This is a genomic window from Vagococcus fluvialis (genome assembly GCF_003337315.1).
Lineage (GTDB): Bacteria > Bacillota > Bacilli > Lactobacillales > Vagococcaceae > Vagococcus > Vagococcus fluvialis.
On sequence record NZ_QPJV01000001.1, the window covers coordinates 289019 to 315613 of the forward strand.

At 32.2% G+C, this 26595-nt stretch carries 29 protein-coding genes; 4 read left to right on the top strand and 25 right to left on the bottom strand.

Going from position 1 to position 26595, the window contains the following annotated elements; genetic code table 11:
- Positions 1–62: 62 nt before the first annotated feature.
- From glmM to DFR54_RS01420, 10 genes are all read right to left on the bottom strand, one after another.
- Positions 63–1421, bottom strand: a complete 1359-nt coding sequence (gene glmM, locus DFR54_RS01375; protein ID WP_114288581.1) for a phosphoglucosamine mutase — start codon at positions 1419–1421, stop codon at positions 63–65.
- A 51-nt stretch (positions 1422–1472) separates the two neighbouring features.
- A complete protein-coding gene (locus DFR54_RS01380; RefSeq protein WP_114288582.1) occupies positions 1473–2504 on the bottom strand; it encodes a CdaR family protein in 1032 nt (343 codons plus the stop codon).
- On the bottom strand, positions 2504–3391 hold the full coding sequence (gene cdaA / locus DFR54_RS01385; protein WP_086342891.1) for a diadenylate cyclase CdaA: 888 nt from the start codon (positions 3389–3391) through the stop codon (positions 2504–2506). Before cdaA ends, DFR54_RS01380 begins: the two co-directional genes overlap by 1 nt.
- Positions 3392–3536: 145 nt before the next feature.
- Positions 3537–4097: an elongation factor P gene (gene efp, locus DFR54_RS01390; RefSeq protein ID WP_086342890.1), complete on the bottom strand. Its 561-nt coding sequence runs from the start codon at positions 4095–4097 to the stop codon at positions 3537–3539.
- A gap of 98 nt (positions 4098–4195) precedes the next feature.
- On the bottom strand, positions 4196–5533 hold the full coding sequence (gene glnA, locus DFR54_RS01395) for a type I glutamate--ammonia ligase (RefSeq protein WP_227258616.1): 1338 nt from the start codon (positions 5531–5533) through the stop codon (positions 4196–4198).
- Positions 5534–5557: 24 nt separating this feature from the next.
- Positions 5558–5884, bottom strand: a complete 327-nt coding sequence (locus DFR54_RS01400) for a MerR family transcriptional regulator (RefSeq protein WP_114288583.1) — start codon at positions 5882–5884, stop codon at positions 5558–5560.
- 109 nt (positions 5885–5993) lie between these two features.
- Positions 5994–7244, bottom strand: a complete 1251-nt coding sequence (locus tag DFR54_RS01405) for a methionine gamma-lyase family protein (RefSeq protein ID WP_114288584.1) — start codon at positions 7242–7244, stop codon at positions 5994–5996.
- Positions 7228–8475, bottom strand: a complete 1248-nt coding sequence (gene hflX, locus DFR54_RS01410) for a GTPase HflX (RefSeq protein ID WP_114288585.1) — start codon at positions 8473–8475, stop codon at positions 7228–7230. Before hflX ends, DFR54_RS01405 begins: the two co-directional genes overlap by 17 nt.
- Before the next feature lie 13 nt (positions 8476–8488).
- Complete coding sequence (gene miaA, locus DFR54_RS01415) at positions 8489–9430, bottom strand: tRNA (adenosine(37)-N6)-dimethylallyltransferase MiaA (protein ID WP_114288586.1); 942 nt, start codon at positions 9428–9430, stop codon at positions 8489–8491.
- Entirely contained in the window at positions 9427–10158 is a 732-nt protein-coding gene (locus DFR54_RS01420) for a glycerophosphodiester phosphodiesterase (RefSeq protein WP_114288587.1), read from the bottom strand. Before DFR54_RS01420 ends, miaA begins: the two co-directional genes overlap by 4 nt.
- 136 nt (positions 10159–10294) lie before the next feature.
- Here DFR54_RS01420 and DFR54_RS01425 point away from each other — a divergent pair, with 136 nt between their 5' ends.
- Positions 10295–10462, top strand: a complete 168-nt coding sequence (locus tag DFR54_RS01425) for a DUF3042 family protein (protein WP_086342884.1) — start codon at positions 10295–10297, stop codon at positions 10460–10462.
- Between the two features lie 42 nt (positions 10463–10504).
- Here the strand turns inward: DFR54_RS01425 and DFR54_RS01430 are convergent, their stop codons facing one another.
- The 7 genes from DFR54_RS01430 to DFR54_RS01460 all read right to left on the bottom strand — a co-directional run bounded on the left by DFR54_RS01430 (position 10505) and on the right by DFR54_RS01460 (position 14154).
- Positions 10505–10906, bottom strand: a complete 402-nt coding sequence (locus DFR54_RS01430; RefSeq protein WP_086342883.1) for a rhodanese-like domain-containing protein — start codon at positions 10904–10906, stop codon at positions 10505–10507.
- A 29-nt stretch (positions 10907–10935) separates the two neighbouring features.
- Positions 10936–11898: an ROK family glucokinase gene (locus tag DFR54_RS01435; RefSeq protein ID WP_114288588.1), complete on the bottom strand. Its 963-nt coding sequence runs from the start codon at positions 11896–11898 to the stop codon at positions 10936–10938.
- On the bottom strand, positions 11895–12107 hold the full coding sequence (locus DFR54_RS01440; protein WP_086342881.1) for a YqgQ family protein: 213 nt from the start codon (positions 12105–12107) through the stop codon (positions 11895–11897). The genes DFR54_RS01435 and DFR54_RS01440 overlap by 4 nt, the downstream gene beginning before the upstream one ends.
- A 76-nt stretch (positions 12108–12183) precedes the next feature.
- Positions 12184–12906, bottom strand: coding sequence for a rhomboid family intramembrane serine protease (locus tag DFR54_RS01445; protein WP_114288589.1), 723 nt, complete (start codon positions 12904–12906; stop codon positions 12184–12186).
- The gene (locus DFR54_RS01450) at positions 12890–13459 is read right to left on the bottom strand and encodes a 5-formyltetrahydrofolate cyclo-ligase (protein WP_167800193.1); all 570 of its coding nucleotides are present in this window, start codon (positions 13457–13459) and stop codon (positions 12890–12892) included. Before DFR54_RS01450 ends, DFR54_RS01445 begins: the two co-directional genes overlap by 17 nt.
- Positions 13460–13650: 191 nt before the next feature.
- Positions 13651–13836, bottom strand: a complete 186-nt coding sequence (locus DFR54_RS01455; protein ID WP_114288591.1) for a hypothetical protein — start codon at positions 13834–13836, stop codon at positions 13651–13653.
- Between the two features lie 18 nt (positions 13837–13854).
- The gene (locus tag DFR54_RS01460; protein ID WP_114288592.1) at positions 13855–14154 is read right to left on the bottom strand and encodes a nucleoside triphosphate pyrophosphohydrolase family protein; all 300 of its coding nucleotides are present in this window, start codon (positions 14152–14154) and stop codon (positions 13855–13857) included.
- Between the two features lie 145 nt (positions 14155–14299).
- Here DFR54_RS01460 and DFR54_RS01465 point away from each other — a divergent pair, with 145 nt between their 5' ends.
- Both DFR54_RS01465 and DFR54_RS13155 read left to right on the top strand, forming a co-directional pair.
- The gene (locus tag DFR54_RS01465) at positions 14300–14479 is read left to right on the top strand and encodes a hypothetical protein (RefSeq protein ID WP_114288593.1); all 180 of its coding nucleotides are present in this window, start codon (positions 14300–14302) and stop codon (positions 14477–14479) included.
- Between the two features lie 122 nt (positions 14480–14601).
- Positions 14602–14985, top strand: coding sequence for a hypothetical protein (locus DFR54_RS13155; RefSeq protein ID WP_114288594.1), 384 nt, complete (start codon positions 14602–14604; stop codon positions 14983–14985).
- A gap of 218 nt (positions 14986–15203) precedes the next feature.
- Here DFR54_RS13155 and rpmG read toward each other — a convergent pair whose 3' ends face one another.
- The 5 genes from rpmG to DFR54_RS01495 all read right to left on the bottom strand — a co-directional run bounded on the left by rpmG (position 15204) and on the right by DFR54_RS01495 (position 22424).
- Positions 15204–15353 (bottom strand): 50S ribosomal protein L33, encoded by a 150-nt coding sequence (gene rpmG / locus DFR54_RS01475; RefSeq protein WP_077275288.1) that lies wholly within the window; start codon positions 15351–15353, stop codon positions 15204–15206.
- Between the two features lie 110 nt (positions 15354–15463).
- Positions 15464–17581: a penicillin-binding transpeptidase domain-containing protein gene (locus DFR54_RS01480; RefSeq protein ID WP_114288595.1), complete on the bottom strand. Its 2118-nt coding sequence runs from the start codon at positions 17579–17581 to the stop codon at positions 15464–15466.
- A 234-nt stretch (positions 17582–17815) separates the two neighbouring features.
- Positions 17816–19759, bottom strand: coding sequence for a threonine--tRNA ligase (thrS, locus tag DFR54_RS01485; RefSeq protein ID WP_114288596.1), 1944 nt, complete (start codon positions 19757–19759; stop codon positions 17816–17818).
- 318 nt (positions 19760–20077) lie between these two features.
- The gene (locus DFR54_RS01490) at positions 20078–21712 is read right to left on the bottom strand and encodes a hypothetical protein (protein ID WP_114288597.1); all 1635 of its coding nucleotides are present in this window, start codon (positions 21710–21712) and stop codon (positions 20078–20080) included.
- Positions 21705–22424: an ABC transporter ATP-binding protein gene (locus DFR54_RS01495; protein ID WP_114288598.1), complete on the bottom strand. Its 720-nt coding sequence runs from the start codon at positions 22422–22424 to the stop codon at positions 21705–21707. Before DFR54_RS01495 ends, DFR54_RS01490 begins: the two co-directional genes overlap by 8 nt.
- Positions 22425–22634: 210 nt before the next feature.
- Between DFR54_RS01495 and proC the strand changes: the two genes are divergently transcribed.
- Positions 22635–23417: a pyrroline-5-carboxylate reductase gene (gene proC / locus DFR54_RS01500; protein ID WP_114288599.1), complete on the top strand. Its 783-nt coding sequence runs from the start codon at positions 22635–22637 to the stop codon at positions 23415–23417.
- Positions 23418–23432: 15 nt separating this feature from the next.
- Here the strand turns inward: proC and DFR54_RS01505 are convergent, their stop codons facing one another.
- The 3 genes from DFR54_RS01505 to DFR54_RS01515 all read right to left on the bottom strand — a co-directional run bounded on the left by DFR54_RS01505 (position 23433) and on the right by DFR54_RS01515 (position 26503).
- A complete protein-coding gene (locus tag DFR54_RS01505) occupies positions 23433–23807 on the bottom strand; it encodes an MmcQ/YjbR family DNA-binding protein (protein WP_086342870.1) in 375 nt (124 codons plus the stop codon).
- A 79-nt stretch (positions 23808–23886) separates the two neighbouring features.
- Positions 23887–25764 (bottom strand): ABC transporter permease, encoded by a 1878-nt coding sequence (locus tag DFR54_RS01510; protein WP_114288600.1) that lies wholly within the window; start codon positions 25762–25764, stop codon positions 23887–23889.
- Positions 25754–26503 carry an ABC transporter ATP-binding protein gene (locus tag DFR54_RS01515; RefSeq protein ID WP_086342868.1) on the bottom strand — a complete coding sequence of 250 codons (750 nt, stop codon included), beginning with the start codon at positions 26501–26503 and terminating at the stop codon, positions 25754–25756. Before DFR54_RS01515 ends, DFR54_RS01510 begins: the two co-directional genes overlap by 11 nt.
- Positions 26504–26595 lie beyond the last annotated feature (92 nt).

Below are 26595 nucleotides of genomic sequence, written 5' to 3' on the forward strand. Positions count from 1 at the left end.
TTTTATGCTTTCTATTATATCAAATTTTTAAAATAAAAAAACCTAGAGTTTGAACTCTAGGTTTAATCTAATCCGATTTCTTCAATAACAATTTTTGAGATTTTATCTACGTAATAATCAACTTTTTCTTTTGTTGGCGCTTCTGCCATAACACGTAATAAAGGTTCTGTTCCAGAAGGTCTTACTAAGACACGTCCATCACCTGACATTTCTTGTTCAACTTCTTCGATAATTGCTTTAATAGCAGGAACGTCCATTGCACCGTTTTTATCACTAACTTTAATGTTAACTAATTTTTGAGGATATTCTTCAATTTCAGAAGTTAATTCTGATAAAGTTTTTCCTGTTTCTTTCATAACACTCATTAACTGGATACCAGATAATAAACCGTCTCCTGTTGTGTTGTAATCTAAGAAAACAATATGACCTGATTGTTCCCCACCTAGGTTAAATCCTGATTTTCTCATTTCTTCTACAACATATCTATCTCCAACTTGTGTACAAACAGCTTTCATTTGAGCTTCGTCAACTGCTTTATGGAAACCTAAGTTACTCATAACCGTTGCAACAATTGTTTCTTCTTTAAGAAGACCTTTAGATTTCAAATGTTTTCCGCAAATATAAAGAATTTTATCACCGTCAACAATGTTTCCATTTTCATCAACAGCAATCACACGGTCACCATCACCATCAAAAGCTAAGCCTAAATCAGCATTATTTTCAACAACAAATTTCGCTAATTCTTCTGGGTGAGTTGAACCAACACCATCGTTAATGTTGATACCATCTGGTTTAACTCCCATTGTAAAGAATTCAGTATCTAAATCAGCAAATAAATGATTAACGATTGGTGATGTTGCTCCATTTGCTCCATCTAAACAAACTGTTAATCCTGTTAAAGGGTTTGGAATTGTTTCTTTTAAGAATTCCATATATTTTTGTAAACCTTCTGGATACACATCTAATGTACCTAATCCAAATGCTGAAGGTCTTGGTAATGTATCTTCTTCTGAATCAAGTAACGCTTCAATTTCTAATTCTTCATCATCAGCTAATTTGAATCCATCTGGTCCAAAAAATTTGATACCATTATCCTCAGCTGGATTGTGTGATGCTGAAATCATAACGCCAGCAGCAGCTTTTTGTGTTCTTGTTAAGTAAGAAACTCCTGGTGTTGAGATAACACCTAATTGAAGTACTTCAATACCAACTGATAATAGTCCAGAAATTAAGGCTTGTTCTAATAACTGACCTGAAATACGAGTATCTCTCCCAACTAAAACTTGGGGTTTTTCATTAGAATTTTCTGTATGTTGACATAAAACATAGCCTCCACAACGTCCAATTTTAAATGCTAACTCAGGTGTTAACTCTTTATTAGCAATCCCTCTAACACCATCTGTTCCAAAATACTTACCCATATTAATAAATCTCCTAACTAAATATATATTTACTTATTACATTTTTTTGTTTTATTTCTTTTTACCTTCGACTGAAATAGTATCAGTTTTCTTTTTAGTTGTCGATACATTTGGCATCAACTGAGCTGTTTTTTCTGTTTGTTTCTCAGGAACAACTGACACTAAAATAGACTTAGGTTCCACACTAACTTCTTTTGGTACAACAATCGGATAAGCATTTTCAACTGGCTCTCTAATGTTACTTGTATCGATTTTCAGCTCAATTATGTTAATCTCATCGATTATTTCTTTTGGACCTGTAATATTTACTTCATCCTCTTTCAACTTAAAGTCATAACCTTTAATATCTTGAGGAATACTGCCGGATTGAACAGCTTTTACTTTTACCTTTTTAGTCGGTAATTTAACATAGACATCCACTCGGACCGAATCAGGTTCGATTCTCACATCAAGTGGCTCGTTGTTTTCATCAACTGCATAAGGGTTTACCTTCTCAAAGAAATCACCTGACACATTTGATTTATCACTAATACCAGCAAATACATGAGCTACTTTAGCTATCGTTTCTTCTCCACCTAAAATAGTTACACTCTCTGGATCAACTTCTGCTTTATCCATTTCAAAACCAGAAGCAAAAATATGAGAATCGATGGCAGGTTCAACTTTAAATTTGTTACTTGCTTTTTTCTCAATCGTCACAGTCAATTTACTTGGTTGAATTTTGCCACGAATAGCGCTTGGTAAACCAGATAACTCAAGGGGAACTTCATGTGTTCCTTCACTGTACTTAGTCAAATCCATTACAACTGAAAAACTTCTCGTTTCAGCGTTAGATTCTTTATCTAATAAAATCTTATTAGCTGATGTTAATTCCACATCAACTGTTTGATCATAACCTGATATAAAATACTTATCTTGATTATAAGTAACATTAACAGGTACTTTTTCTGCCACAGCAGATAGCTGAGCAAAACTTGTGTCATCTTTATTAAACTTTGTTAGATTGGCATTGTAGAAAAATAAAATGGCAAAAAACAAAGATAAAATTCGTATTAGCCAAGGGGTTTTTCCTGATTTACTCATTATTTTTTACCCCCTCTAAATCCTTTTACCAAATCTTCAAAGAATTGGTTGATGACACCAGACTTACTTTCATCGTCCTCTTGAATTAATTCACGATTTAAAATGTCAATATACTCTTCTTTTTTCAAGTGAGGTAAAAACTTATTACTATATGCAATACTTACATCTCCTGTTTCTTCTGAGACGATAATTGTTAAAGAATCGCTTACTTCACTTAAACCAATAGCAGCACGATGTCTTGTTCCATATTCTTTTGGAATCAATGAGTTTTCCGATAAAGGTAGATAGGAACACGCAGAAGCAATTTTCCCATTACGGATAATAACAGCTCCGTCATGAAGTGGCGTATTTGGAATAAATATATTTATTAGTAATTGACTTGAGATATCAGAATCCAACATAATACCAGTTTCCACAAACTCAATCAAACTATCTCTTTTTTCAATAGATATTAACGCTCCTATTTTTCTCTTAGACATATAAGCAATTGCTTCATCTAATTGAGTAATAAAACGTTCTTTACCATGCTCTCTTTTTTTACTTGATTTAATAATTGAACCACGGCCCAAATGTTCTAGCCCTCTTCTAACTTCTGGCTGGAAAATAACAATGGCAGCAATCGCTCCGTAAGTTATTACTTGATTCATCAACCAAGATACTGTTGAAAGACCAATAATATCACTTAATATTCTAATCATAATGATGACAGCAATTCCTTTAAATACTTGAATTGCTTTTGTACCATTTAGTAGCATGATTAGTTTGTAAATGACAAACCAAACAACTAATATATCAATGATATGAATAATAACTTCTGAAGAAAAATGGGCAGTAAAAAAAGACTGCCATGTACTGGGTCTGAACAAGTCTAGTAATTGATGTGTCATCTTGTCCCTCCCTCTCTTAATATTATAGTTACAATGACTAGTATAGCATAATGTGTTTTACATGTTTACCTTTTAGAAATAATAAATAAAAAAATAATAAAAAAGCAAGATAACTAAGTTTGTTATCTTGCTTAATATTTACTAATTATTTAGCTCTCTTAACATATGAGCCTTCTTGAGTGTTAATTTCTAATAATTCTCCAGCTTCAATAAAATCTGGTACGTTTACAACTAGACCAGTTTCCATAGTCGCAGGTTTTCCAGAACCAGAAACAGTTGCCCCTTTAATAGATGGCGGTGTATCTTCAACGCGTAAGACAACAGTTGTTGGTAAAGCAACCCCAATTACTTCATCTCCAAAGAATTGAATTGTTACTTCCATGTTATCTAATAAATATAATAATTCTGCTTCGATAATGCTTGAAGCAATTTCATATTGCTCGTAAGTTTCTAAGTCCATAAATACTGCCATATCATCTTGTAAGTATAAATATTGTACAGATTTACTGTCAATATGAGCTTTCTTTACTTTTTCTTCAGGACGCATTGTAGTATCTGTAGTAGAACCTGATCTAACATCTCTTAATTTCAGACGCATAACAGTGTTACCTTTACCTGGTTTGTGGTGACTAGATTCTAAAACCTTAATTAATTTTCCGTCTTTTTCAAACGTCATACCACTTCTTAAATCTCCGACTGCTATCATTTATATTTCTCCTTTATAATCAACTAGACACATTCTAACATAAAATGAGCCAAATAAAAAAACCTTTGTTAAAATTTTCTAACAAAGGTTTAAATTTTTTAGTACATTTCTAGGTATTGCTCTCTTTCCCACTCAGAAACTTGTTGGCGGTAAGCTGACCATTCCATTTTTTTAGCTTCAATGAAGTTATTATAAATGTGGTTACCTAAAGCTTCTTTAACAATCTCATCTTTTCTCATATACTTAATAGCATTATGTAAAGTTGATGGTAAATCTGTAATTTCTGCTTCTTTACGCTCATCTTCAGTCATCACATAAATATTTCTATCTACTGCTGCTGGAGGAGCTATTTTGTTTTTAATTCCATCTAAACCAGCTTGTAATAAAACAGCCATTGCAAGGTAAGGATTAGCTGTTGGATCTACTGAACGTAATTCTAAACGAGTTGAAAGTCCACGTGAACTTGGAACACGTACTAATGGTGAACGGTTTTTACCACTCCATGCTACATAAACAGGTGCTTCATATCCAGGTACTAAACGTTTGTATGAGTTAACGATTGGGTTACATACTGCTGTATAGCCTCTTGCATGTTTCAATAAACCACCTAGGAAGTGATAAGCTGTTTCACTTAAACCATCTTCTCCATTTTCATCATAAAAAACATTACCGTCTTTATTGAATAAAGACATATTAATATGCATTCCACTACCAGCAATTCCGTGTAATGGTTTTGGCATAAATGTTGCGTGTAAACCATGTTTTCTTGCAATTGTTCTAACAACTAATTCAAAGGTTTGGATGTTATCACAAGCTTCAATAGCATTAGCATATTTAAAATCAATTTCATGTTGTCCTGGGGCACACTCATGATGTGAGGCTTCTACTTCAAATCCAAGACTTTCTAATTCTAATACAATATCACGACGACAATTTTCTCCTAAATCTGTTGGAGCAAAGTCGAAGTAACCACCTTGGTCATTTAACTCTTGAGTTGGATGACCTTTTTCATCTAATTTAAATAAGAAAAATTCTGGCTCTGGACCAATGTTAAACCCAGTAAAACCAAGTTCTTCCATCTCTTTTAACACACGTTTTAAATTTCCACGAGGATCTCCTGCAAAAGGTTCTCCTTCTGTATTGTAAACATCACAAATTAAACGAGCTACTTTTCCTTTTTCACTCTCCCAAGGAAAAATCATCCAAGTAGAAACATCTGGATGTAAATACATGTCACTTTCTTCAATACGGACAAATCCTTCAATAGATGAGCCGTCAAACATCATTTTATTATCTAATACTTTATCAATTTGGCTGATAGGAACCTCAACATTTTTTAGTCTACCTAAAATATCAGTGAACATTAATCTTAAAAATCTTACGTTTTCTTTCTGTGCTGCTTCTTTAATTTGTTCTTTTGTTGTATACATTCCCATTTTCACGCCTCTTCTTTTTTTAGTTTAGTTTAGTCCGCTTTCTTTCATCAAATCATTATAAAGAGCTATTCTAATTTTTTCTTCAGATAATTCTTTTTCTTTCTGTTCCAATTTCATAAACTGCTTTTTAATTTCTTTAATGGAGAAATCATCACTAATCATCTCTTTAATTTCAAGAAGTCGATCAATATCATTTAAAGAAAACAATCGATTATTACCTGCATTCCGTTCTGGAAAAATTAGTTCCTGTTCTTCATAATACCTAATTTTCCTAGCAGTTAAGTCTGTTAATTTCATGACAGAGCTCATAGGAAAGACAGCTAAATTACGACGAAATTCTTTTTCACTCATTTTTTCGACCTCCTTATCTTAAAGGTTAAAAAAAGAATAACAGGTGAAAAAAAAAAAGTCAACGACCTATGTTAGATAATCTAACATAGGTAGACAACTTTAATAAAATTTAATAAAAACTCTGATTAACTGCATGTGATACTGCTATTTTTACATGTTCATAAGTTAGACCACCTTGAACATATAATTTATAAGGCTCTCTAATTGGTCCATCGGCTGTTAATTCTAAGCTTGCACCTTGAATGAATGTTCCTGCTGCCATAATCACATCATCTTCATAGCCAGGCATAAAGCCAGGAATCGGGGCAACATAAGCGTCAACTGGAGAGAACTTTTGAATACTTTGACAAAATGAAATCATTTTTTCTTTATCACCTAAAGCAATTAATTGAATTAAATCCGTTCGAGGTTCGTTCCACTTAGGAGTTGATTCAATTTTAAATTCTTCTAATAAAGCCGCTGTAAAAACAGCTCCTTGAATCGCTTGAGAAACAACGTGAGGTGCTAAGAAAAATCCTTGAATCATTTCATGAGTGCTGTAAATCATAGCACCACCCTCACCCCCTACACCAGGAGTCGTTAGACGGTAACCAGCTTTTTCGACTAACTCTTTTTTCCCAACAATATAACCACCTGTCTTTGCAATTCCACCACCAGGATTTTTAATTAAAGACCCAGCCATTAAATCTGCTCCAACCTCACTAGGTTCCATAATTTCAGCAAATTCTCCATAACAATTATCTACAAATACAATTAATTCTGGATTTAATTTTTTAATAAAAGTAATCATTTCTTTGATTTGACTAACTGTAAAAGAAGGTCTTGAATCGTAGCCACGAGATCTTTGAATACCAATAACTTTTGTTTTTGAAGAAATTCTTTTTTCAACTTCTTCAAAATCAACTTCACCAGTTTTTGTCAGTAATATTTCTTGATAAGAAACACCAAATTCTTTTAATGAGCCAATCCTATTTCCTGCTGTTCCAATAACTTCGTGAAGGGTATCGTACGGGGTTCCAGTGATATACATGAGTTCATCTCCTGGTCGTAAAACACCAAAAAGAGCTGTTGAAATAGCATGAGTTCCAGAAACGATTTGTGGTCTGACTAAAGCTGCTTCTGTTTTAAAAACTTCTGCATAAATAGACTCTAAAGCATCACGACCAATATCATCATAACCATAGCCAGTTGAGGGAGCAAAATGACTTTCTGAAAGTTTATTATTTCTAAAAGCTCCTAAGACTTTCCCTTGATTCGTTAAAGCTATTTCTTGTAATTCCATTCGAACTGGCATTATTTTTTCATCAACCTGTTTAATTTTTTCAATTAAATCAGGATTAAGATTAGAATTCCAACTCATCTTCTTTTTCTCCTCTAACCCATTTTGATTCAAAAGGTGCATATCCCTTCACTAAATAGGTATTATTTTCTTCTATATATTCATAATCATCTACAAAAACCTGTTTTTGCATTTGATTAATTTGGTAAGCGTCTTTTGCTTCTAAAATTAATTCAAAAGGCATAAACATCTCTTTCATTTGTTTAATGATTGCTTCTGTTAAAATGTCTTTACTTGATTCTTTGTAGGCGGATATTAAACAGTTCGGATAAAGAGTTGGCACAAAACTATCTTCATCTTCTAATAGGTCTGCTTTATTATAAACAGTTAAAACAGGAATGTGATTCATTTTCAAATCATCTAATAGTTCGATAACTGTCTTCTCTTGCTGACTACGGTTACTTGATGTTGAATCAACTACATGAAGTAGTAAATCAACACTTCTACTTTCCTCTAAAGTTGACTGAAAAGCTTCAATTAACTGAGTTGGTAAATCCTGAATGAATCCTACTGTGTCAGTTAGTGTTGTTTCTAAGCCTTCTGGTAACGGCCATTTTTTTGTTAAAGGATCCAGAGTCGCAAAAAGCTGATCTTCTGCATAAGTTTTAGTATCAGTTAGCAAGTTCATAATCGTTGATTTACCCGCATTTGTATAACCAATCAAACCAATTTGAAAAACAGAGGAATCTTTACGTTTTTGACGACTTCTCTCACGGTGCTCTTCTGTTTCTTTTAATTCTCTTTTAATTGCTGTAATTTTATCGCGAATGTGTCGTCGATCTGTTTCAAGCTTCGTTTCTCCGGGACCTCTAGTTCCAATACCTCCACCTAGTCTTGAAAGAGTTAAACCTTGCCCTACTAAACGAGGTAGTAAATAATTTAGCTGAGCTAACTCTACTTGGAGTTGCCCTTCTTTTGATTTGGCACGCATGGCAAAAATATCTAAAATTAATTGTACACGGTCAATAACTTTGGTATTGACCTCATCTTCAATTAACCTTGCTTGTCTAGCTGTGATTTCATGGTTAAAAATCACCATATCAGCATCCTTTGACTCAACTAAAGCTGCCAGTTCTGCTAGTTTTCCTTTACCAACAAGTGTCCTTCTATCTAACGTTTGTCTTTTTTGAATTAACTCACCTACAACAACTCCCTGAGCTGTTTCTGTTAAGTTTTGTAATTCTTCCATGGACTCTGGAAAATTTTTAAAATTATCTTGGTACTCAATACCAACTAAAATAACTTTCTCCATTTTCTACCTTCTTTCACTCAGCTAACCAATCTTCAATTGAGTTCTGAATTTTCACTATTTCTTCTTCGTGTTGAACTAAATCAAACCATTCTACAGTCATTCGATTTTTAAACCACGTCAATTGTCGTTTAGCATATTGTCTTGAATTTTGTTTTACTTTTTCTATTACAGTTTCTAAATCCATTTCTCCTCTAAAATACGGAAAAAACTCTTTATAACCAATTCCTTGACGACTTTGAACCTCTCCTAAAGAATAAACATACTCAGCTTCTTCTAAAAGACCTTCTTCCATCATGATATCCACTCGTAAATTGATTCTTTCATAAAGTAGTTCACGGTCTGTCTCAAGTCCGATTAGTTTCACATCATAAGGAGAATTTGATAAATCTTTAATATCAATGCCTTGCTGCTCTAAAATACTAATACCTGTTTTTTCAAAGACTTCAATGGCACGAATCACACGTTTTTCATTATTTAAATGAATAGAGGCTGCTGCTCTACTATCAATGGAGTCTAGATATTGCCATAGTTTTTCTTTTCCATTATTTTTAGCAAAATTTTCCCAATATGTTCTTCTTTCCTTATCTTGAGTATTTTCTTCAGGAGCTCCTAAGTTAAAATCAAATAAAAGAGACTGAATATACATACCTGTCCCACCAGCAACTATCGCTAAATGATTTCTTTTTGAGATTTCACTAATAGCCTTTTCTGCTGACTGTTTAAATTCAAAAGCTGAATACTCATCTGTTGCTTCTTTAACATCAATTAAATAGTGAGGAACCCCTCTTTTTTCTTCTGCTGTTACTTTTGCAGTTCCAATGTCTAATTTTTTATAAACTTGCAGAGAATCTCCACTAATAATTTCACCAGAAAACCTCTCTGCTAACATCACACTAAGCGCTGTCTTTCCAACAGCAGTGGGTCCTACAATTACTAATAATTTTTCTTTTTTCATAAATAACTTTCCTTTAGAGCCATGGCTTTCTTAGGAAAATCTGTATGAATTCCAGCTAAACCTAAATCAAAACAAAATTTCATCTGCTCTTCACTATTAACCGTCCAAGGTCTAAATGCTTTATGTTGCGTCTTAACTAAATCAACATTTTCTTCAATCCACTTAATAGACGGATGTAAGCCGGAAATTTCGCTTGTTTCTAGACCAAATTCAATTTTTCTTTTTGATTTATCTAAAATAATCGCTTTTTCGTATAAACTGTCTAAAGTAATTACTCTTGCCATAGTTTCAGTATTAAAACTTGATAAAATAACTTTAAAAGGTAATTCAAAAGAATTAATAACGTTTAAAATTCTTGCTTCAATTCCATCATAATCATATTCATCTGTTTTAATTTCAATATTTAAAATACCTGTATATTTCTCGGCTACTAATAATTCAATTACTTCGTTAAAAGTTGGAATTTTTTCATCTTTATAAATAGGATCAAACCAACTACCAGCATCTAAAACTTTTAATTCAGCTAATGTTTTTTCTTTAACTAAACCTTTTCCATTAGTTGTTCTATTAACATCACCATCATGAATAATAACAAGTTCTTCATCTAAACTAAATTGTACATCTAATTCAATTCCATCAGATTTTATATTTACAGCTTCTCTAAATGCTGCCATTGTATTTTCTGGGTGAGTTCCTTTACTTCCTCTGTGTGCAAATATTAATGTCATCTTTATCACTTGCCTTTCCGTTAATAGTTTAACATTTCTTTGAAAGTTTAACATCTTTCTCTATAGGATATGACTAGATTTTTTTTAGAAAATGGTGGATAATGGAATTGTATAAAAAACAGAGGATGTGAACTTCATGAAAAAATTTACTTCAGGATTTTTAACAGGAACAACTGTTACTCTTGCTGCTTTAGCTGGTGTTGCTTTAGGATTTAAAAAACTAGTTATTGAGCCAGTTGAAGAAAAAGAAATGATGATCGACGATAGCCGTAAAAAAGCTATGAGAAAAAGTCGTGCACGTTAATAGTTAAAAAAGAGGATGACCTTTAAAAGTCATCCCCTTTTTTTATTTTTTCTTTGTTTTACCTGTCCAGCCACTATAGCCTTCTTTTAAAATATAAATATTAGTGTAGCCTTCTTTTTTTAGCAATCTCGCCATGTAAATAGCTAGCGTTTGTTTGTTATCGTATAGATAAATATCTTTATCTTTTCTGATTGCTGTTAAATACTCTTTGTGTGTTTTAGAAATTGTGTAAGGTACACTTCTTGCCCCTAAAACATGTCCGCGGTTAAAATCTTCTTTTTCTCTAACATCAATGATTTGTGCGCCACGCATATTTTCTTGAAATTCTTCTTGTGTTACTAATTTAGCAGCACTTTTTCTTAGGAAATAAAAATATAATTTATTCAAGCCATAAAGTACTGCAATTGTTAAAATAAAAATACTTAATGTTGTTAAAAAACCCATTTATCTATACCTCTTCCAATTCTGATCTTTTACTTCAAATCTCTTGCTAATGACGCAGCTCCAATAACGCCCGCTTCATTACCTAATAATGCTAATTTAATGCTTGTACTTTCTGATACTTGTGGGAATGTGAATTCAGTGAAATATTTTTGGATTCGCTCTAATAAGAAATCCCCTGCCGCTGATACACCGCCACCAATAACGATATCGCTTGGGTTTAAAATATTTCCGATATTACCACAAGCTAGTCCTAAGTAGAAACATACTTTATCAACAACGATTAAAGCAAAATCATCTCCTGCTTTAGCTGCATCAAAGACATCTTTACTTGTTACTTCTTGCCCATCATCAATTTTATATTTTAAAGCTGAATCTCCTGAAAAGCTTTCTGACATTGTTCTAGCTAAGCGAACAACACCGGTTGCACTGGCAACTGTTTCAAGACATCCTTTTTTACCACATGTACAATCAAAGCCTTCAGGATCAACTGTTACGTGACCAATTTCTCCACCAGCTCCGTTAACACCATGAATTAAATTGCCTTCAGCGATAATACCACCACCAACACCTGTTCCAAGAGTGATAAAGGTTACATCTGAAGAATTTTCTCCAGCTCCCATCCATCTTTCACCTAAAGCAGCAACGTTAGCGTCATTATCTAAAGTAAATGGAATATTTAAAGCTGCCTCAATTGGTTTTTTAATTTCTTGTAGTGTCTTCCAGTTCAAGTTATAAGCTCCAATAACTGTTCCGTTTTCTCTATTAACAGTACCTGGTGTTCCCATTCCGATACCGATAAAGTCACTAGCTGACATGTTGAATAATTCTAATTTATGTTGAATTGAAGCAATAATATCTGGAACGATATGACTACCCTCGTCACTAATATTTGTTTCAATACTCCATTTTTGTTGGATTTCTCCTGCTTCTGTTAGAATGGCAAACTTTGCCGTTGTTCCCCCTAAATCAATACCAATTAATTTTTTGCTCAATTTAGACCCTCCTGATATTCCAATTCATCTTGGTGTTCTTTTTTTAAGACCATCATGGCATTAAGAAAGACTTTTTTCTCTATGACGCCATTGTCAAACAACTCCCTTATCTCAACCATCATGAGCTCAATATCCCACAAACGGTTTCCTAAATAAATAAAGGTGCCAAATTGTTTAAGCAATTGCTGTACATCATACATCGTCCTCATCATAACGCTCCCTATCATTATACAGATAACAAAAATAAAATAATAGAGCCTTTTTCATTTTTATTTCTTTTCTTATTTAAATAAAACTAAATCCATAAAAAATACAAAATCCAATCATAAAAATAACAAGAATTCCAGCTGCTATTCGTTTATGAATATTAAGTGTATCATTTAAAGATTTTTTAGGTACTCCTAGAGCTATCATTAATAAAATACCACCAATCGCACCACCTAAATGACCTAATATATCTACACCTGAATCAAATAAATTCATCATTAAGTTTAAAATTATTAATAACGTCATATTTTGAGACATGTGGCGAATCATTGGATGATACTTAAACATTTTACCTAAAGCAATAAAAGCTGCAAATAAACCAAATAAAGAAGTACTTGCACCAGCAGATAAACCGTACGGATTACCAAAAGCAAAACTTAAAGCATTTCCCATAATGCCACTGATTAGATATAAAATAAAGAATCTTGTGTGTCCAATAATCGGCTCCAGTATACGACCAACAAAATATAAACTTAATGAATTAATAGCTAAATGCGTTAAACCAATATGCACAAAAATCGGTGTCACAAATCGCCAATATTCATGTTGTGAAACCACTGTTTCCGGTGACATCGCACCAAACATAAATAAAATTTGCGAGTTTTCTGAGCCACCTATAAGCCCTAATCTCATTCCAGTAATTTCCATTAAAATAAAAATTAATAATTGAATACCAAGAAAGAGGTACGTAAAAAATGGCGCTCGGTTAATTTTGTTCCAACTACTAAGATACGGTTCCATTGTCAACCTCCTTTAATGTTGAGGTAAATAACGTTGCAACTGGTAAATCGTGCTCTTCAAGTTCAATGTCTTCTCTTTGCTGCTCATCAAAAACTAAACTACAGGTTTTACCATTAAAATCAGCAAGGTATCGATCATAAAAACCACCACCAAAACCAATTCGGTAGCCCTCTTTATTAAAAGCAACACCTGGAACAATTAATAAATCAATATCTTCTTTCTCGATTAACCTATCATTTGTAGGCTCTAAAACACCAAATTTACTTTCTTCAAGGACTTGAGAAAGATCATGATAGAAAAATGACATCTTTCGACCTGGAAAAGTTTTTGGAATACACATAGTTTTTCCCTCTTTAAGACCTTGTTCAATTACTTTTGTTGTCTCAAACTCAAAGCCCATAGATAACGTCACACCAACAACCCTACTTTTTCTCCACAACTCACTTAAAAAAAGACTCTGTAAGATATTCTCTTCAATTGCTTGTTTTTTTAGAGGTGTTTCACTTAATCTTTTTAAATCATTAATAACCTCTTGTCTGACATCTTTCTTCAATTGATCAGCCTCCATCTAGTGAATTTAAGTAGTAACATTACTATTATACTCATTCTTAGGGCTAAAACCAAACGAAACCATAAACTTTTCTCTACTAGTATATGAAAAAGAAAACTCACAAAAAATTAAAAAATAATTTTTTTGTGAGTTCTTCTAATTTATTGAAGATAAATAGTTTTAACGTAACCTTGTTAATATTTTTTCTTTTTTAAAGATAACAACGTTAAAGGTAATCCTAAAACTATGTATCCTACTACTGACATTAGTAGAACAATAGCCCAAAAACTAGTTAATTTAAAAGCGACTACTAAAGAATAAGCCACTAGTATTGATAGTACATAAAAAATAAATAATTGAAAAAAACGTTTAAAAGTCATTTCATTCTCTCCTCTTCACTAGTTCCCTTGCTTTTCAAGCCATTTAGAAATCTTTTTAGTTAACAGATTTTCTAATTCTTCGTCAGAAATCTCTGTTCTTTTTAAAAGCGTCAGTGTAACAAGAAGGATATCAACTAATTCTTCCTGAAAATCTACTAAAGATAAGTCTTTATATTCACTACCAGATGCTTTCGTCGTAGATAAATAGGCTTGAGATGCTTCACCTACTTCTTCCATTAACTTAATTAATAAGTGTTCTGTTGATTTTGGTTCTGTTTTTGCAGCCTCTGTTATTTGTTCTAGTATTTTTTGATTCATACCTTACCTCCATTAATAGTCAACACTGTCATTTTATCTTATTAATTAAAAAGGTCAAACAAGAAATCTAATTTATGTTAGTTACATTCTAATTTTTTTATCTAAAGAAATTTATTTGATAAACTAACTAAAAGGAGTTTTGCCTATGTCTAAGAATAAAAAAACACCTATCTATGTAGTAGCACTCCTACTTCTAGGATTAATTGGAATTGTCAAAACTCTTCCACTAGGCCCTATTAAACTAGTAGCTAGTGTTCTTATCGTTGGTGTTGCAATTTTTATTGTTATTAATTTTTTTAAGAATAAAAATGAAAATATGGATTAATTTTGAATAGTAAGATATTGTCAAATAACAACAGTATTTAAACGAGAATGTCGTCATTCTTGTTTTTTTGTCTAAAAAATATGATACTATATCACTATAATATAAACTTAGGTGGTCATTAAATGAAGAAAAAACGGAAAGATAACATCTCAAATCACTTAAAAAGTACAGTAAAAACTGACTTTTATGACGTTATTAAAACAAACTATTATTTTCGTGAAATTAAGTTTCTAAGTAAAGATCAGTTTTTATATAATTTCAACATTATAGAGAAAAACAGGCAACAAAAATTGTATAACAAAGAGCTTCTGATTACCCTTGTTTCATTAGTCTATCTATTAGTTATCTTACTTTTATGCTTAGCCTCTAGTCTACCTATTTATTTAATTGCAATTATTATAACAATCAGTTTAGGCCTTTTTATTTCAAAAATTTTAAAAAACTTACGCAAACGTAGTGACCAATACTTTTTCTACAAAATAATAAAAGATATCCTACATTACTGACTTAAGAAAAATTAAGTCAGTTTTTTATCTTTCTACTATAGTATATATTCATATGGAAGAGTTGTTAATTATGTCTAAAAAGAATAAAGAACATAAGGTTGGTACTTATCTATCAATTGGTATTGTAAGTGGATTAATTTTGGGCCAATCGGCAGATTCTAAACAAAAAAACTTTATCCTTTGAAATACATAGGATAAAGCTTTTATTTTAAAAATGACTATTTTGTTTCACGGTGTAAAGTAACTTTACGTTCACGTGGACAATATTTTTTAACTTCTAAACGATCAGGGTTGTTTCTTTTGTTTTTATTTGAAAGATAGTTTCTTTCTTTACATTCAGTACATTCTAAAGTAATATTTACGCGCATGTTGTTCCCTCCAAATTTATAAATTCAAGTACATCTACTTGACACTAGAATATAGTAACATGATTTTTTTGAAAAAACAAGCTTTTGTTAAGTAAAACTACTTTACAAATTTATTTTCGTGTCTCAGCATAAGCATTTACGACTTGTTTTAAGATAGCTGTGTTTGTTCCGTCTTTATCATCTGTGATATGTGGAATAACAACACTAACTGCAATTTGTGGATCATCGTATGGTGCGAATCCAACTATTGTACTATTAATAACTTCATCTACTTTTTCTGTTCTTGGATTAACAGCAAATGTTTCGGCTGTACCAGTTTTAGCAGCAATTGGTAAACTTGCGCCTTGTAACGCATGTCCCGTCCCAAGAGGCCCATTTACTACTTGAACCATACCTTCATGAATAATATTAAATTCACTTTCCATACCTTCGATAATATTTAAAGTCTTAGGTTTAATTTCTTCTTTTATCTCACCTAAATCTCCTGTTTCATCGTTACCATAAATTCCTTTAACAACATGGGGAGCCACGCGAGTTCCTTTGTTAGCTACCGTTGCAACATATTGATTTAATTGCATTGGTGTATAAGTATCGTAGTTACCAAAAGATAAGTCTAAAGCTTTACCCATTGTTCCTTGGATTAAGTTTTTATCATCATCATAATATTTTTTGTTTACAATACCTGTTCCCTCACCAGGTAAATCAATGCCCGTTGACGTTCCTAAACCAAATTGTTCATAAGTTGTTCTTAACACTTCGAAGACTCTCGTATCAATTGGTAAACTCATATTCGGTACGTAAGTTGTTCCCATCATTGCCATAGCAATCTTCATCATATAAACGTTTGAAGATACTTCTAAAGCTTGAACAGTTGTTAACGGAACCGAACTATAATGGTTAAATAATGAGGATTTAACTTGTCCACCTTCAAATACAAGGGGCTCATCAATCATTGTTTCATTTCCACTAATAACTCCGTTTTGATAACCTGACATAATAGTAGCTGCTTTAATTGATGATCCAGGTTCAAATGCTTTATTGTAAGTTCCTAAAGCATCATCTGATAGTTTTCCAGTTTCAGTGTCATGGTTTAATCCGACCATAGCTAAAATATTACCTGTTTTTGGTTCAGTTACAACAACATAAGCACCTTCTGATAAATCTGCTTTCCCATTTTCAATCAAAGTATTGTAGTTTGCTCTTAAAATTTCTTCTACTTTTTTCTGGAATTCTAAGTCGATTGTTAAAACGACGTTATCCCCTTTTTCACTTTGTTTTGTTTCTTTTTTAGAAACAATTTTTTGATTTTTATCTGTTACAACTTCAGATTCACCTTTTTTACCACGTAAGGCATCCTCATATGATTCTTCTAAGTAACTTAATCCCACACGGTCATTAATTTTATAACCTTTTTTCAAATACTCTTCTGCTTTTTCTTCTGGAATACCTTGTTTTTCTGTTGAAACAGTTCCTAAAATAGAACGAATTTGGTCCTCTTTAGGATACTCACGTTCCCAATCCATTCCAGCTGAAAGTCCTGGAATAGTAGCTGCGTTTTCTCCAACTACAGCTACTTCTTCAGGAGTTACATTTTTGTTTTTAATTGTGATTGGTTGTAAAGTTGTTCCCGCATTAATTTTTTTAAAGACTGTTGCTACTTTTTCTTCTTCGGCAGATAATTTAACTTTCTCAGGATCAACTTTTTCTACCATTTTAGTATAAAGTTCTCCTTGTGAAAGCTGCTCGCCCTTACTATTTAATTTATCAGAAACTGTTAGTTTTGATTCTGCTTCTTTTAACTCTTCAGGGTCTGCTAAAATGTAATCCGTTTTATCTCTATCAGATAATTTTTCAGGTTCAATATTGATTAATGAAGCAATTTCCTGACTTGTTTCTTTAATTTCTTGAGCTGACATACCAACACTTCTTGTATAAAGAATGGCTTGATCAGCTTTATTTCCTACTAAAATGTTTCCTTTTGAATCATATATATAGCCACGCGGGGCATTCTCTTCAATAATATTCTTTTGCCCTTTTTCAACAATTTTAACGAATTCATCATGCTGATTAATTTGTAAGTAAGACAACCTTACTACTAAAGCGGTAAATAGGATAAAGACAATAAAAAATAGAAAGTCTAACCTAAAAGGAATATGACCTTTCTTACCAGTTTTTTCATTTTTAGTTTTTTTAGAAAAGGGACGCCAAGATGTTTTTTTATTTTTCATTTATATAAATAGTCCTTTCGGTTCGAGGATTGATATTTATTATAAGCTATAAAGCACTTAGATTTAAACTTTACTAAGTGATTTTAACAAATTTTTAGATTTAAACGCTATTAATGAGTATCTCATTTATTAGCCCCATTTTCAACGATATTCACTTATCTTTCATACTTTTTTAGGAATAAAAAAGAAAGAAAAACCTAATACTTAGGTCTTTCTTTCTAAAGTTTTATAAAATTATTTGCGGCTGTAGTTTTTAACGTCAGCTACAACTGAATCAACAAACATATCAACGTTCATTGTTTGAGTTTCTTTACTACCATAACGACGAATATTAACTTCACCGTTATCTAATTCTTTATCTCCTACTACGATTTGATAAGGAACTTTTTGTGTTTGAGATTCACGAATCTTATAGCCCATTTTTTCATTACGAATATCCACATCAAAACGTAAACCTTGCATATCTAATTTTTCTTTAATTTCAAAGGCATAATCACTATGTAAGTCTAAGTTTACAGGAATGATTGTTCCTTGAATTGGTGCTAACCATGTTGGGAAAGCTCCTTTATGAACTTCAGTTAGATGAGCTACAAAACGTTCCATAGTAGAAACAATACCACGGTGGATAACAACTGGACGGTGGTTATTTTCTCCATCTTCACCTACATAAGTTAAGTCAAAACGCTCTGGTAATAAGAAGTCTAATTGAATTGTAGAAAGAGTTTCTTCTGTTCCTAAAGCTGTTTTAATTTGAACATCCATCTTAGGTCCGTAGAATGCTGCCTCACCTTCTGCTTCAAAGAACTCAACGCCAGCTTCTTGTAAAGCTTCACGTAAAGTACTTTCAGCTTTTTGCCACATCTCATCATCATCAAAATATTTTTCAGTGTTGTTAGGGTCACGTAAGCTTAAACGTAAACGATAATCATCAATGTTAAAGTCTTCGTAAACTCCTACCATTAATTTTAATGTACGCATGAATTCATCTTTAATTTGATCGGGTCTAACAAAAGTATGACCGTCATTTAAAGTCATTTCACGCACGCGAGAAAGACCAGATAAAGCTCCTGATTTTTCATAACGGTGCATTTGACCAAGTTCAGCAATCCGAATTGGTAATTCACGGTAACTATGAATATCATTTTTATAAACCATCATATGGTGAGGACAGTTCATTGGGCGAAGAACTAACATCTCTCCGTCTCCCATATCCATTGGTGGGAACATGTCTTCATGATAATGATCCCAGTGTCCACTAGTTTTATATAGGTCAACATTTGCCATAATTGGCGTATAAACATGTTGGTAACCTAAGCTGATTTCTTTATCAGTAATGTATCTTTCGATAACGCGGCGGATTGTCGCACCTTTTGGTAACCAGAATGGTAAACCAGAACCTACATCTGGGTTAACCATAAATAAATCAAGTTCTTTACCTAATTTACGGTGGTCACGCTCTTTAGCTTCTTCACGCATTTTTAAGTACTCTTTTAATTCTTTTTTATCAAAGAAAGCTGTACCGTAAACACGTTGCATCATTTTATTGTTTGAGTTACCTCTCCAATAAGCACCAGCTACTGATAATAATTTGAAGACTTGGATGCGTCCTGTTGAGGGTACATGAACCCCGCGACACAAGTCTACAAAATCACCTTGATCATAAACTGTAATAATTTCGTCTGCTGGCAAATCATTAATAAGTTCTTCTTTATAAGGATCTCCTTTGAAGATTTCTAAAGCTTCTTCTTTAGAAACTTCTTTTCTAACAATTGGGTTATTTTCTTTAACGATTTTCATCATTTCTTCTTCGATTTTAACTAAATCTTCTTCAGAAACAGCATGACCTTCGTTATCTGTATCATAGTAAAATCCGTTATCAATTGCTGGCCCTACTCCAAAATGAATATCTGGGAATAGTCTTCTTAAAGCGTTAGCCATTAAGTGGGCTGTTGAGTGGCGTAAAATTTGTAATGAGTCATCATGACCTGGTGTAACGATTTCTAGTTTCCCATCAACTTTGATTTCGCGATTTAAATCAATTAATTCTCCATTTAATTTACCAGCTAAAGCTTTTTTAGCCAAACCTGGGCTAATGCTTTTAGCAATGTCATATGTTGTTGTTTTTGATTCAAATTCCTTTATAGCTCCGTCTGGGAAAGTAATTTTAATAACTGACATCTAATCTCCTCCTAAAAATTTGTATAAAAAAAGCCCTATTAAGCTTATAAAAGCTCAATAGGACGAAATTATCGTGGTTCCACCTAATTTTTTGATAGTTAAATAAACTACCAACTCTAGCGTTTTAACGGTACGACCGGCTTCGTTTCAACGAAACTTTCCAAAGTGGTCAATTACTGTACTTATTTAGAAAGCTTTCAGTCGAGGCTTTCCTCCCTTTAAAACAGTTCTCAATAATCGGTGTCTTTGTCAACAATCAAATATTTTTGTATTAAAGTCATTTAAACACTTTTTTTTCTGATTAGCAAGTCTTTTTGATTAATTTTTTAATTTAAAAGTTTTTGGCGCTACTTTTATAATAACGACTACTCCAACTATAAAATAAAGAATTGAGAAAATGGAAATAATAATTCCATATTCAAAACCAACTGATTTAATTTGTAGACTTATATAGGCTAGCATATAAAATAACCAATCAACAAATTTATAGACAGGGTTTTTCACTTCAAAATCACTCGTAAATGGTTGTAAAATATAATAGACAAATAGTTCATGAAATGAAAACAGAATAGATAAACTTAGCATAACAAAGAGTACTAAAAGTAGAAATTCTAGGCTTAGTGGTTTTTTATTAACAAGATTAAAAATATTAATCCATAAATAAATCGTTAAACTAATGATTCCATTGTAATAAAATATTTTTAAAAAGCGGTAGAAAAAACCTTGTATAATGGCTTTTGGTTCTCTATAAAAAGGATACGTTAACATAGATGAATCACAATTAACGAATACTGTCTGAACCACTTTTTTACCAAATGAAAGTAGGAATAAGATAAAGAACATCCCTGGGATAAAGTTATACAAAATTCTCTCCAATCTATCCGCACTGATTCCAATTGGTACAATAACACTAGCAACAACAATGGTTAACATAACAGCACTAACTATTCCTACACGAATTAGTAAGCTTTTTCTTAAAGATGATCTAAAACGGCTGAAAAGTAAAGCATTTAAGTACTTGCTACCCTTTAGTTTATCTAATTTTTGATCATCTTCTTCTTTTTCAAGTTTCATTTTAGTACCTTCACCTAAGTACTGTTTTTGTTGTTGTTCTTTTTTATTAGCTCCCCCGTAATTAATCATCACTTCTGATGATTTAAACATTTGCTGTGAGTACGCTTCGTAGCGTTTGAAATGAACATACAGATATAAAAATGGGAACCATAAAACTAACCAAATAAAAGCACTCATCCAATTAATAATAATTTTTTCTAGTAAATAAAATTCTTGATTAACAATTAAGACATAAGATAAACCTAAAACGCCAACTGTCCAAAGGGTAATAAGCGTTAGTTTTAGAATAAGTCTGTGTTTCATTAAGGTCATATGTAAGTCCACAACTAGCCAAATAAGTGACATTGAAAGGCTAGAAAAAATACCAATTAATAAATACAAAATAATATTTTTTTCTAAAAAGCCAATCACTAAAAAACTAGGCAGCATAAAAATCAAGTCATTCAAAATCTTTAACAGAGATGTTCTTTTAATGTATTGTTCTTTAGAAACTCTAAAATTAACAATAAATTGTACTTCTTGTTTTGTCAGACTGGGAAAAATTTTTCCAATACAAGTCCAAATTACATTAAAAGCGATAAACCAAACGAAAAATAGGGATACTTCTGTCTCTAAAAAGCTATTAACTCCCTTAGCTATCAAATAACTTAAAGCAAAAGGGATAGTTTGCAAGACAAAGGAAAGTAGTAATGAAAAAATTAATTTAATAATAGCAACACCTTTTTTTAGTCCATATTCGCGGTACAACATAGTTGTCGGAATCATTTTACCAATCAGTGGTAATCTACCTAAAAAATAAATAAGTCCATTAACAAAACTACTTGCCTTATACTTTCTAAAACGCCAATCTAAATCAATTAATGCTTTAATTTCACTCATTAGCACTCGCCCCATCTTCTTCAGAAAGTAAACGGACAATTTCATTTTCAAAATCTTCATCGTGAATTTTACTTGTTGGAATTCCTCTAAGCTCTCCGTTATGAAGAAGAACAATCTCATCACATAAATCTTTTGCTAGTTGTAAAATATGAGTTGAGAAGATAACAACTGATTCAGATTTCATCGACAATATTAATTCTTTTACTTCATGAGCAGCAACAACGTCAAAAGAAGTTAAAGGCTCATCTAGTAGTAAAATAGGCGGTTGAATCATCATTGTCGCAATCATTTGAACTTTGTTACGCATTCCATGAGAATACTCTTTCATCAAACGATGACGATCTTCTTCTTTAATCCCAACTTTAGCTAAATAAGAATCAGGCGTTCTAATATTTTTCATTTGATGTTGATTCATATCAATAAAAAATTTAATAAACTCATATCCTGTCATAAAATCAGGGACATTAGGTGTCGCATGGACTAAACCAATATCAGTTTCTTTATAATCAACGTCTTGGTTATCTTCGTGTAATTGAATACGACCACTTTCAAAGGGAATATCTTTTGAGATACAGTTAAACAGAGTCGTTTTACCTGCTCCGTTTCTTCCTAACAATCCGTAGATTTTGCCTTTTTCAAATTCGAATGAGGCATTTTTTAATACTTTTTTCCCTTTAAAATCTTTTTCAAGATTTTCGACAATTAATTTCATTTAATTCCTCCAAAAAATGTAATTTCATTAATTATACCTAAGACTATTTCTTTTATCTATAAAAATTCGTCATTCTCTCTATTAAACGGGATTATTATTAATAAAAGAGACTATTTTGTCTAACTTCTTTTAAAGCTTTCATTTTTCTCTGTTATTTTAGCTCAAATCTTTTATAATAAAACTAAGGAACATTTGTAAGGAGGAAGCATTATGAAGATAGGTATTTTTGGTGCTGGACATATGGGAAGTGCTATGATTAAAGGCTGGATTAAATCAGGAGTTGTTGCCCCACCAGATATTATTGTTCAAGGTGGTAAAAGAGGAACTGCAAGAGAATTACAACAAAGTTTGCATTTTACTCTAACAAATAATGTAGCAGATTTTAAAGCTGTAGATATAATCTTCTTAGCAGTAGGAACACCTGCTATACTACCAATTTTAAAAGATTTACATGAGGAATTAGACGGCTTAACTATTCCAATTATTTCTGTGTCAGCTGGAGTTTCAGTTAAGGAAATGCAAGAAATTACTGGTCAAACATACCCAATAGCTCAAGCTATTCCAAATACACCTGTTCAAATTAATCAAGGTATGACAGGTATTGTCTATCCAGAGCTAATTAGTGAAGACCATCAATCTACTATGAATCACTCTTTAACGATTTTAGGTGAGTTAATGGAAATTACAGAAGATAAGATTGGGATTTTTGGTACTTTAGCCGGCTGCGGTCCAGCTTTTGTTGATGTTTTTATGGAAAGTTTAGCTGATGGAGCCGTTTTAAATGGCATGGACCGAGATATGGCTTATCATGTAGCAGCTAAAATGGTAAGTAGTGCTGCTAATTTATTACTTGAAACAGGTAAACATCCAGGAGAATTAAAAGACGGTGTGACGTCACCTGGTGGAACAACTATTAAGGGTGTTACTGCTCTTGAAAAAGAAGGCTTCCGCTATGCAACTATTAATGCGATTGATACAATTATGAAAAGCTAGAACGTTGCTTACGTTCTAGCTTTTTTCTTTATATTCATTTCTAACTTTTGCCGGTAAATTTTTCCAGACTAGTTCATAAGATTTTTTAATCATCTCCATCATTTCCTCATTAGAAACTTCTTTACTTCTTAAATAAATGGAGTTCCAATGTTTTTTGTTAGCGTAATAACCTGGTACAATGTCTTGGTAAGTTTCTCTTAATATTTCATTTGTTTCTGGATTTCCTTTTAAGGTAATCATAGTCTCTTCTGTTGCCTCTTTTGTCATTAAGCCAAATTGCTTGCCTAATAAATCAAAATAAATACAATCCCAGTCTTCACGGTAATAGACTTTAGCATGTGGTAGCTCTCTTCCGTAGCTTTGAAATAAAATCATTCTTTCTTCTATCATTAGCTAAGCCTCCTTTTTATGCTAGTATAGCAAAAAACTCCCAAAGAAAAACTAATTTCTTTGGAAGTTTAATTTTAAACTAGGCTAAAACAGAACGATACAATTTATTGAAATAAAATACTCTAGCTACTAAGTAATAAATTATTTGAATTACGATAAAAGCTCCTAAAACGTAAAGTGCTGTCATTTGTAATCCTTGGCTGAATAAGGCATACATAGCCGTTAAAGCAACAGCTCCGTGGATACAAGAAACAATAATTGGGGTAAAGAATAAAATTCCAACTTGTTGATAGACCACTTTTTTCATTTCTTTTTTACTGAAACCGAGCTTATGAACCATTTTAAATTTCTGAATGTCAACATTCATATCACTATATAGTCTAAAGTAAAGGAAACTTCCTGCTGAGATGAAGAAGATGATTCCAATGAAAAAACCAATAAATAAAACAGGTGCAAAACTATCTGTAATCATCTGTTTCATAAAGACTTTAAATTGAATGCCGTTTGGTTCTGCAAAGTCTTTTCCAACAGCTAATTGCTCGCCATATGATCCTTTTGTAACTAACCAAGCATAAAACGGTGATATTTGATTGTCTTTGGCTACTGCCTCATAAGTTTCATCAGCTACTACATAAAGATTACCAAATGAAGGATACACTACTTTATTAACTTCAACTTCTTCGATTCGTAATTCTTGATTATTCAGTGTCAATTGAGTAGCTTTTTCTCCGCCCATACCTTGCGTGAAATCTGGTGCGTTCTTATCTTTAATAGAAATAGCTTTTGATGAATCAACAGTGATTTCATCTTCACCGATTTTTTTAGCAACTTTGTTATAGCCACTAGCTGATAATATTTTAACATTCATATCTTGTCTACCATCAACACCAGTCATTGTAACTGCGTTTAAGACATACTCATCTGCTTCAACATTATGTTTGTTAAATGACTCTTTTAAAGCTGTAATTTCCTGACTACCTTTAGTCTCATCATCAGCATTGACTTGGTATGAAAAATCATAAGGGTCCATGTTAACCCCTTTTAAAGACATTTCTTTAAACCCAGTTAAGGTCCCAATAGCTGAGAAAGCAACTGTAGTAATAACTGCTACTAAGAAGAATGAGCGAGCGTTGTCTTTCATTCTAAATGACAAATCGGAGAATACTATCATATTTGTTTTTTTCCAGAAACGATTTTCATTTTTCTTAAGTAAATTAACAACATAAACACTAACTTGGTTGAACAATAATTTTGTTCCTAAAATAACTAAGACAATAACTGGAACCATTGCCATAACAACTTGCATACCTTCTACATATAAAGCAACTGCATATCCTACACCAATTAATAAAACACCAGCTATAGATTTTAAGACTGAAGCTTCGACTGCACCTTTTCCTAAATCCTCACTTTTTAGTAATTCTTGAACATCCATTTTAGGAATTTTAAATTGAATGAAAAATGAAATTAAAACAAATAATAAAAGGAAAGAAACAAAAGTTACAACAATTGCTTTAGTTGGAAAATAAAATCCTAAATCAACGTGCATTGTTACTTTACTTAACCATAAAATGAGTTGCGAGAAGAATATCCCCACAATACTACCTACTACAGTAGCAAAAAAGCCAATAATCGTATTTTCCTGAAACACCATTTTTCTTAATTGCTTAGGAGACATCCCTTGAATAAGTAACAAACCAAACTCTTTTTTTCTGGATTGGAGAAAAATATCCATCGAATAAAGTACATAGAAAAATGAAAATAAGTAAATAATCACAGCTGAAACAGTCATCCCTGTTTTAACAGCCATATGCAAATTACCATTTAAAGATGGATGAAAAGCAAATACAGCAAAAGTGAAAAACGTCATAACAGTTACTAAGGTACTGAAAAAGTACGCCATATATAAAGTTTTATTTCGAATCGTATTTTTAAAGACAAACTCCTTAAATCTCATCTGCAGCACCTTCCAACTCTCTAAGGTTAATTAAGATTTGATCGTAAAATTCTGAACGAGTTCCATTATTTTGAATTTGTTGAACTAACTCACCATCTTTAATAAAAATAATTTTTTCACAGTAACTTGCTGCAAAAGGATCGTGGGTCACCATTAAAATAGTTGAGTTTTCTTCTTGGTTTAAACGAGATAAAAGTCCCATCACATCTTTTGAAGATTTAGTGTCTAAATTACCAGTCGGTTCATCAGCTAATACTAATTTCGGTTGATGAATCATAGCACGAGCAATTGCTACACGTTGAGCTTGACCACCTGAGATGGTAGCAATTCTTTTCTTAAGTAAACTTTCAATTCCTAATGTTTGTGCCACTTCATATAGTGCTTTTTTCATAACACTTACTTTCTCACCATCAAGAGTTAAAGGTAAAACAATATTTTCTTCAACAGTTAAAGTTGGCATTAAGTTAAAATTTTGGAAAACAAAACCTAATTGATTACGTCTAAATTTAGCTAGACTTTCTTGATTTAATTTTGCTGGTTCAGAACCATCTAACATAATACTACCTGATGTTGGTTTATCAATCGTTCCAATTAAATTTAAAAGAGTTGATTTACCAGAACCAGATGGCCCCATAACACCAACAAATTCTCCTTCATTTACTGTTAAGTCGATTCCCTTTAAAGCTTGATATTTAACGCTGTCGCCGTAAGTTTTTGTGACATTTTTTATTTCTAACATATATATTCCCTCTTTCTCTTTCAATTAACTTAACACTAGTTTAACTAAAACTAGCCCTTTTAGACATTTAATCAACTAACACTGAACGAACA

Coding starts and splice junctions, on each gene's coding strand:
- DFR54_RS01440 (WP_086342881.1), bottom strand. CDS start 12,107: ATGAGGACGATGTATGATGTACAGCAATTGCTTAAACAATTTGGCACC.
- DFR54_RS01400 (WP_114288583.1), bottom strand. CDS start 5,884: ATGAGTGAAAAAGAATTTCGTCGTAATTTAGCTGTCTTTCCTATGAGC.
- DFR54_RS13155 (WP_114288594.1), top strand. CDS start 14,602: ATGAAGAAAAAACGGAAAGATAACATCTCAAATCACTTAAAAAGTACA.
- DFR54_RS01430 (WP_086342883.1), bottom strand. CDS start 10,906: ATGGGTTTTTTAACAACATTAAGTATTTTTATTTTAACAATTGCAGTA.
- glnA (WP_227258616.1), bottom strand. CDS start 5,533: ATGGGAATGTATACAACAAAAGAACAAATTAAAGAAGCAGCACAGAAA.
- DFR54_RS01405 (WP_114288584.1), bottom strand. CDS start 7,244: ATGAGTTGGAATTCTAATCTTAATCCTGATTTAATTGAAAAAATTAAA.
- DFR54_RS01425 (WP_086342884.1), top strand. CDS start 10,295: ATGAAAAAATTTACTTCAGGATTTTTAACAGGAACAACTGTTACTCTT.
- DFR54_RS01465 (WP_114288593.1), top strand. CDS start 14,300: ATGTCTAAGAATAAAAAAACACCTATCTATGTAGTAGCACTCCTACTT.
- DFR54_RS01460 (WP_114288592.1), bottom strand. CDS start 14,154: ATGAATCAAAAAATACTAGAACAAATAACAGAGGCTGCAAAAACAGAA.
- DFR54_RS01505 (WP_086342870.1), bottom strand. CDS start 23,807: ATGATAGAAGAAAGAATGATTTTATTTCAAAGCTACGGAAGAGAGCTA.
- DFR54_RS01455 (WP_114288591.1), bottom strand. CDS start 13,836: ATGACTTTTAAACGTTTTTTTCAATTATTTATTTTTTATGTACTATCA.
- glmM (WP_114288581.1), bottom strand. CDS start 1,421: ATGGGTAAGTATTTTGGAACAGATGGTGTTAGAGGGATTGCTAATAAA.
- rpmG (WP_077275288.1), bottom strand. CDS start 15,353: ATGCGCGTAAATATTACTTTAGAATGTACTGAATGTAAAGAAAGAAAC.
- hflX (WP_114288585.1), bottom strand. CDS start 8,475: ATGGAGAAAGTTATTTTAGTTGGTATTGAGTACCAAGATAATTTTAAA.
- efp (WP_086342890.1), bottom strand. CDS start 4,097: ATGATAGCAGTCGGAGATTTAAGAAGTGGTATGACGTTTGAAAAAGAC.
- DFR54_RS01495 (WP_114288598.1), bottom strand. CDS start 22,424: ATGAAATTAATTGTCGAAAATCTTGAAAAAGATTTTAAAGGGAAAAAA.
- miaA (WP_114288586.1), bottom strand. CDS start 9,430: ATGAAAAAAGAAAAATTATTAGTAATTGTAGGACCCACTGCTGTTGGA.
- DFR54_RS01420 (WP_114288587.1), bottom strand. CDS start 10,158: ATGACATTAATATTTGCACACAGAGGAAGTAAAGGAACTCACCCAGAA.
- thrS (WP_114288596.1), bottom strand. CDS start 19,759: ATGTCAGTTATTAAAATTACTTTCCCAGACGGAGCTATAAAGGAATTT.
- DFR54_RS01510 (WP_114288600.1), bottom strand. CDS start 25,764: ATGAGATTTAAGGAGTTTGTCTTTAAAAATACGATTCGAAATAAAACT.
- DFR54_RS01445 (WP_114288589.1), bottom strand. CDS start 12,906: ATGGAACCGTATCTTAGTAGTTGGAACAAAATTAACCGAGCGCCATTT.
- DFR54_RS01515 (WP_086342868.1), bottom strand. CDS start 26,503: ATGTTAGAAATAAAAAATGTCACAAAAACTTACGGCGACAGCGTTAAA.
- DFR54_RS01380 (WP_114288582.1), bottom strand. CDS start 2,504: ATGAGTAAATCAGGAAAAACCCCTTGGCTAATACGAATTTTATCTTTG.
- cdaA (WP_086342891.1), bottom strand. CDS start 3,391: ATGACACATCAATTACTAGACTTGTTCAGACCCAGTACATGGCAGTCT.
- DFR54_RS01480 (WP_114288595.1), bottom strand. CDS start 17,581: ATGAAAAATAAAAAAACATCTTGGCGTCCCTTTTCTAAAAAAACTAAA.
- proC (WP_114288599.1), top strand. CDS start 22,635: ATGAAGATAGGTATTTTTGGTGCTGGACATATGGGAAGTGCTATGATT.
- DFR54_RS01490 (WP_114288597.1), bottom strand. CDS start 21,712: ATGAGTGAAATTAAAGCATTAATTGATTTAGATTGGCGTTTTAGAAAG.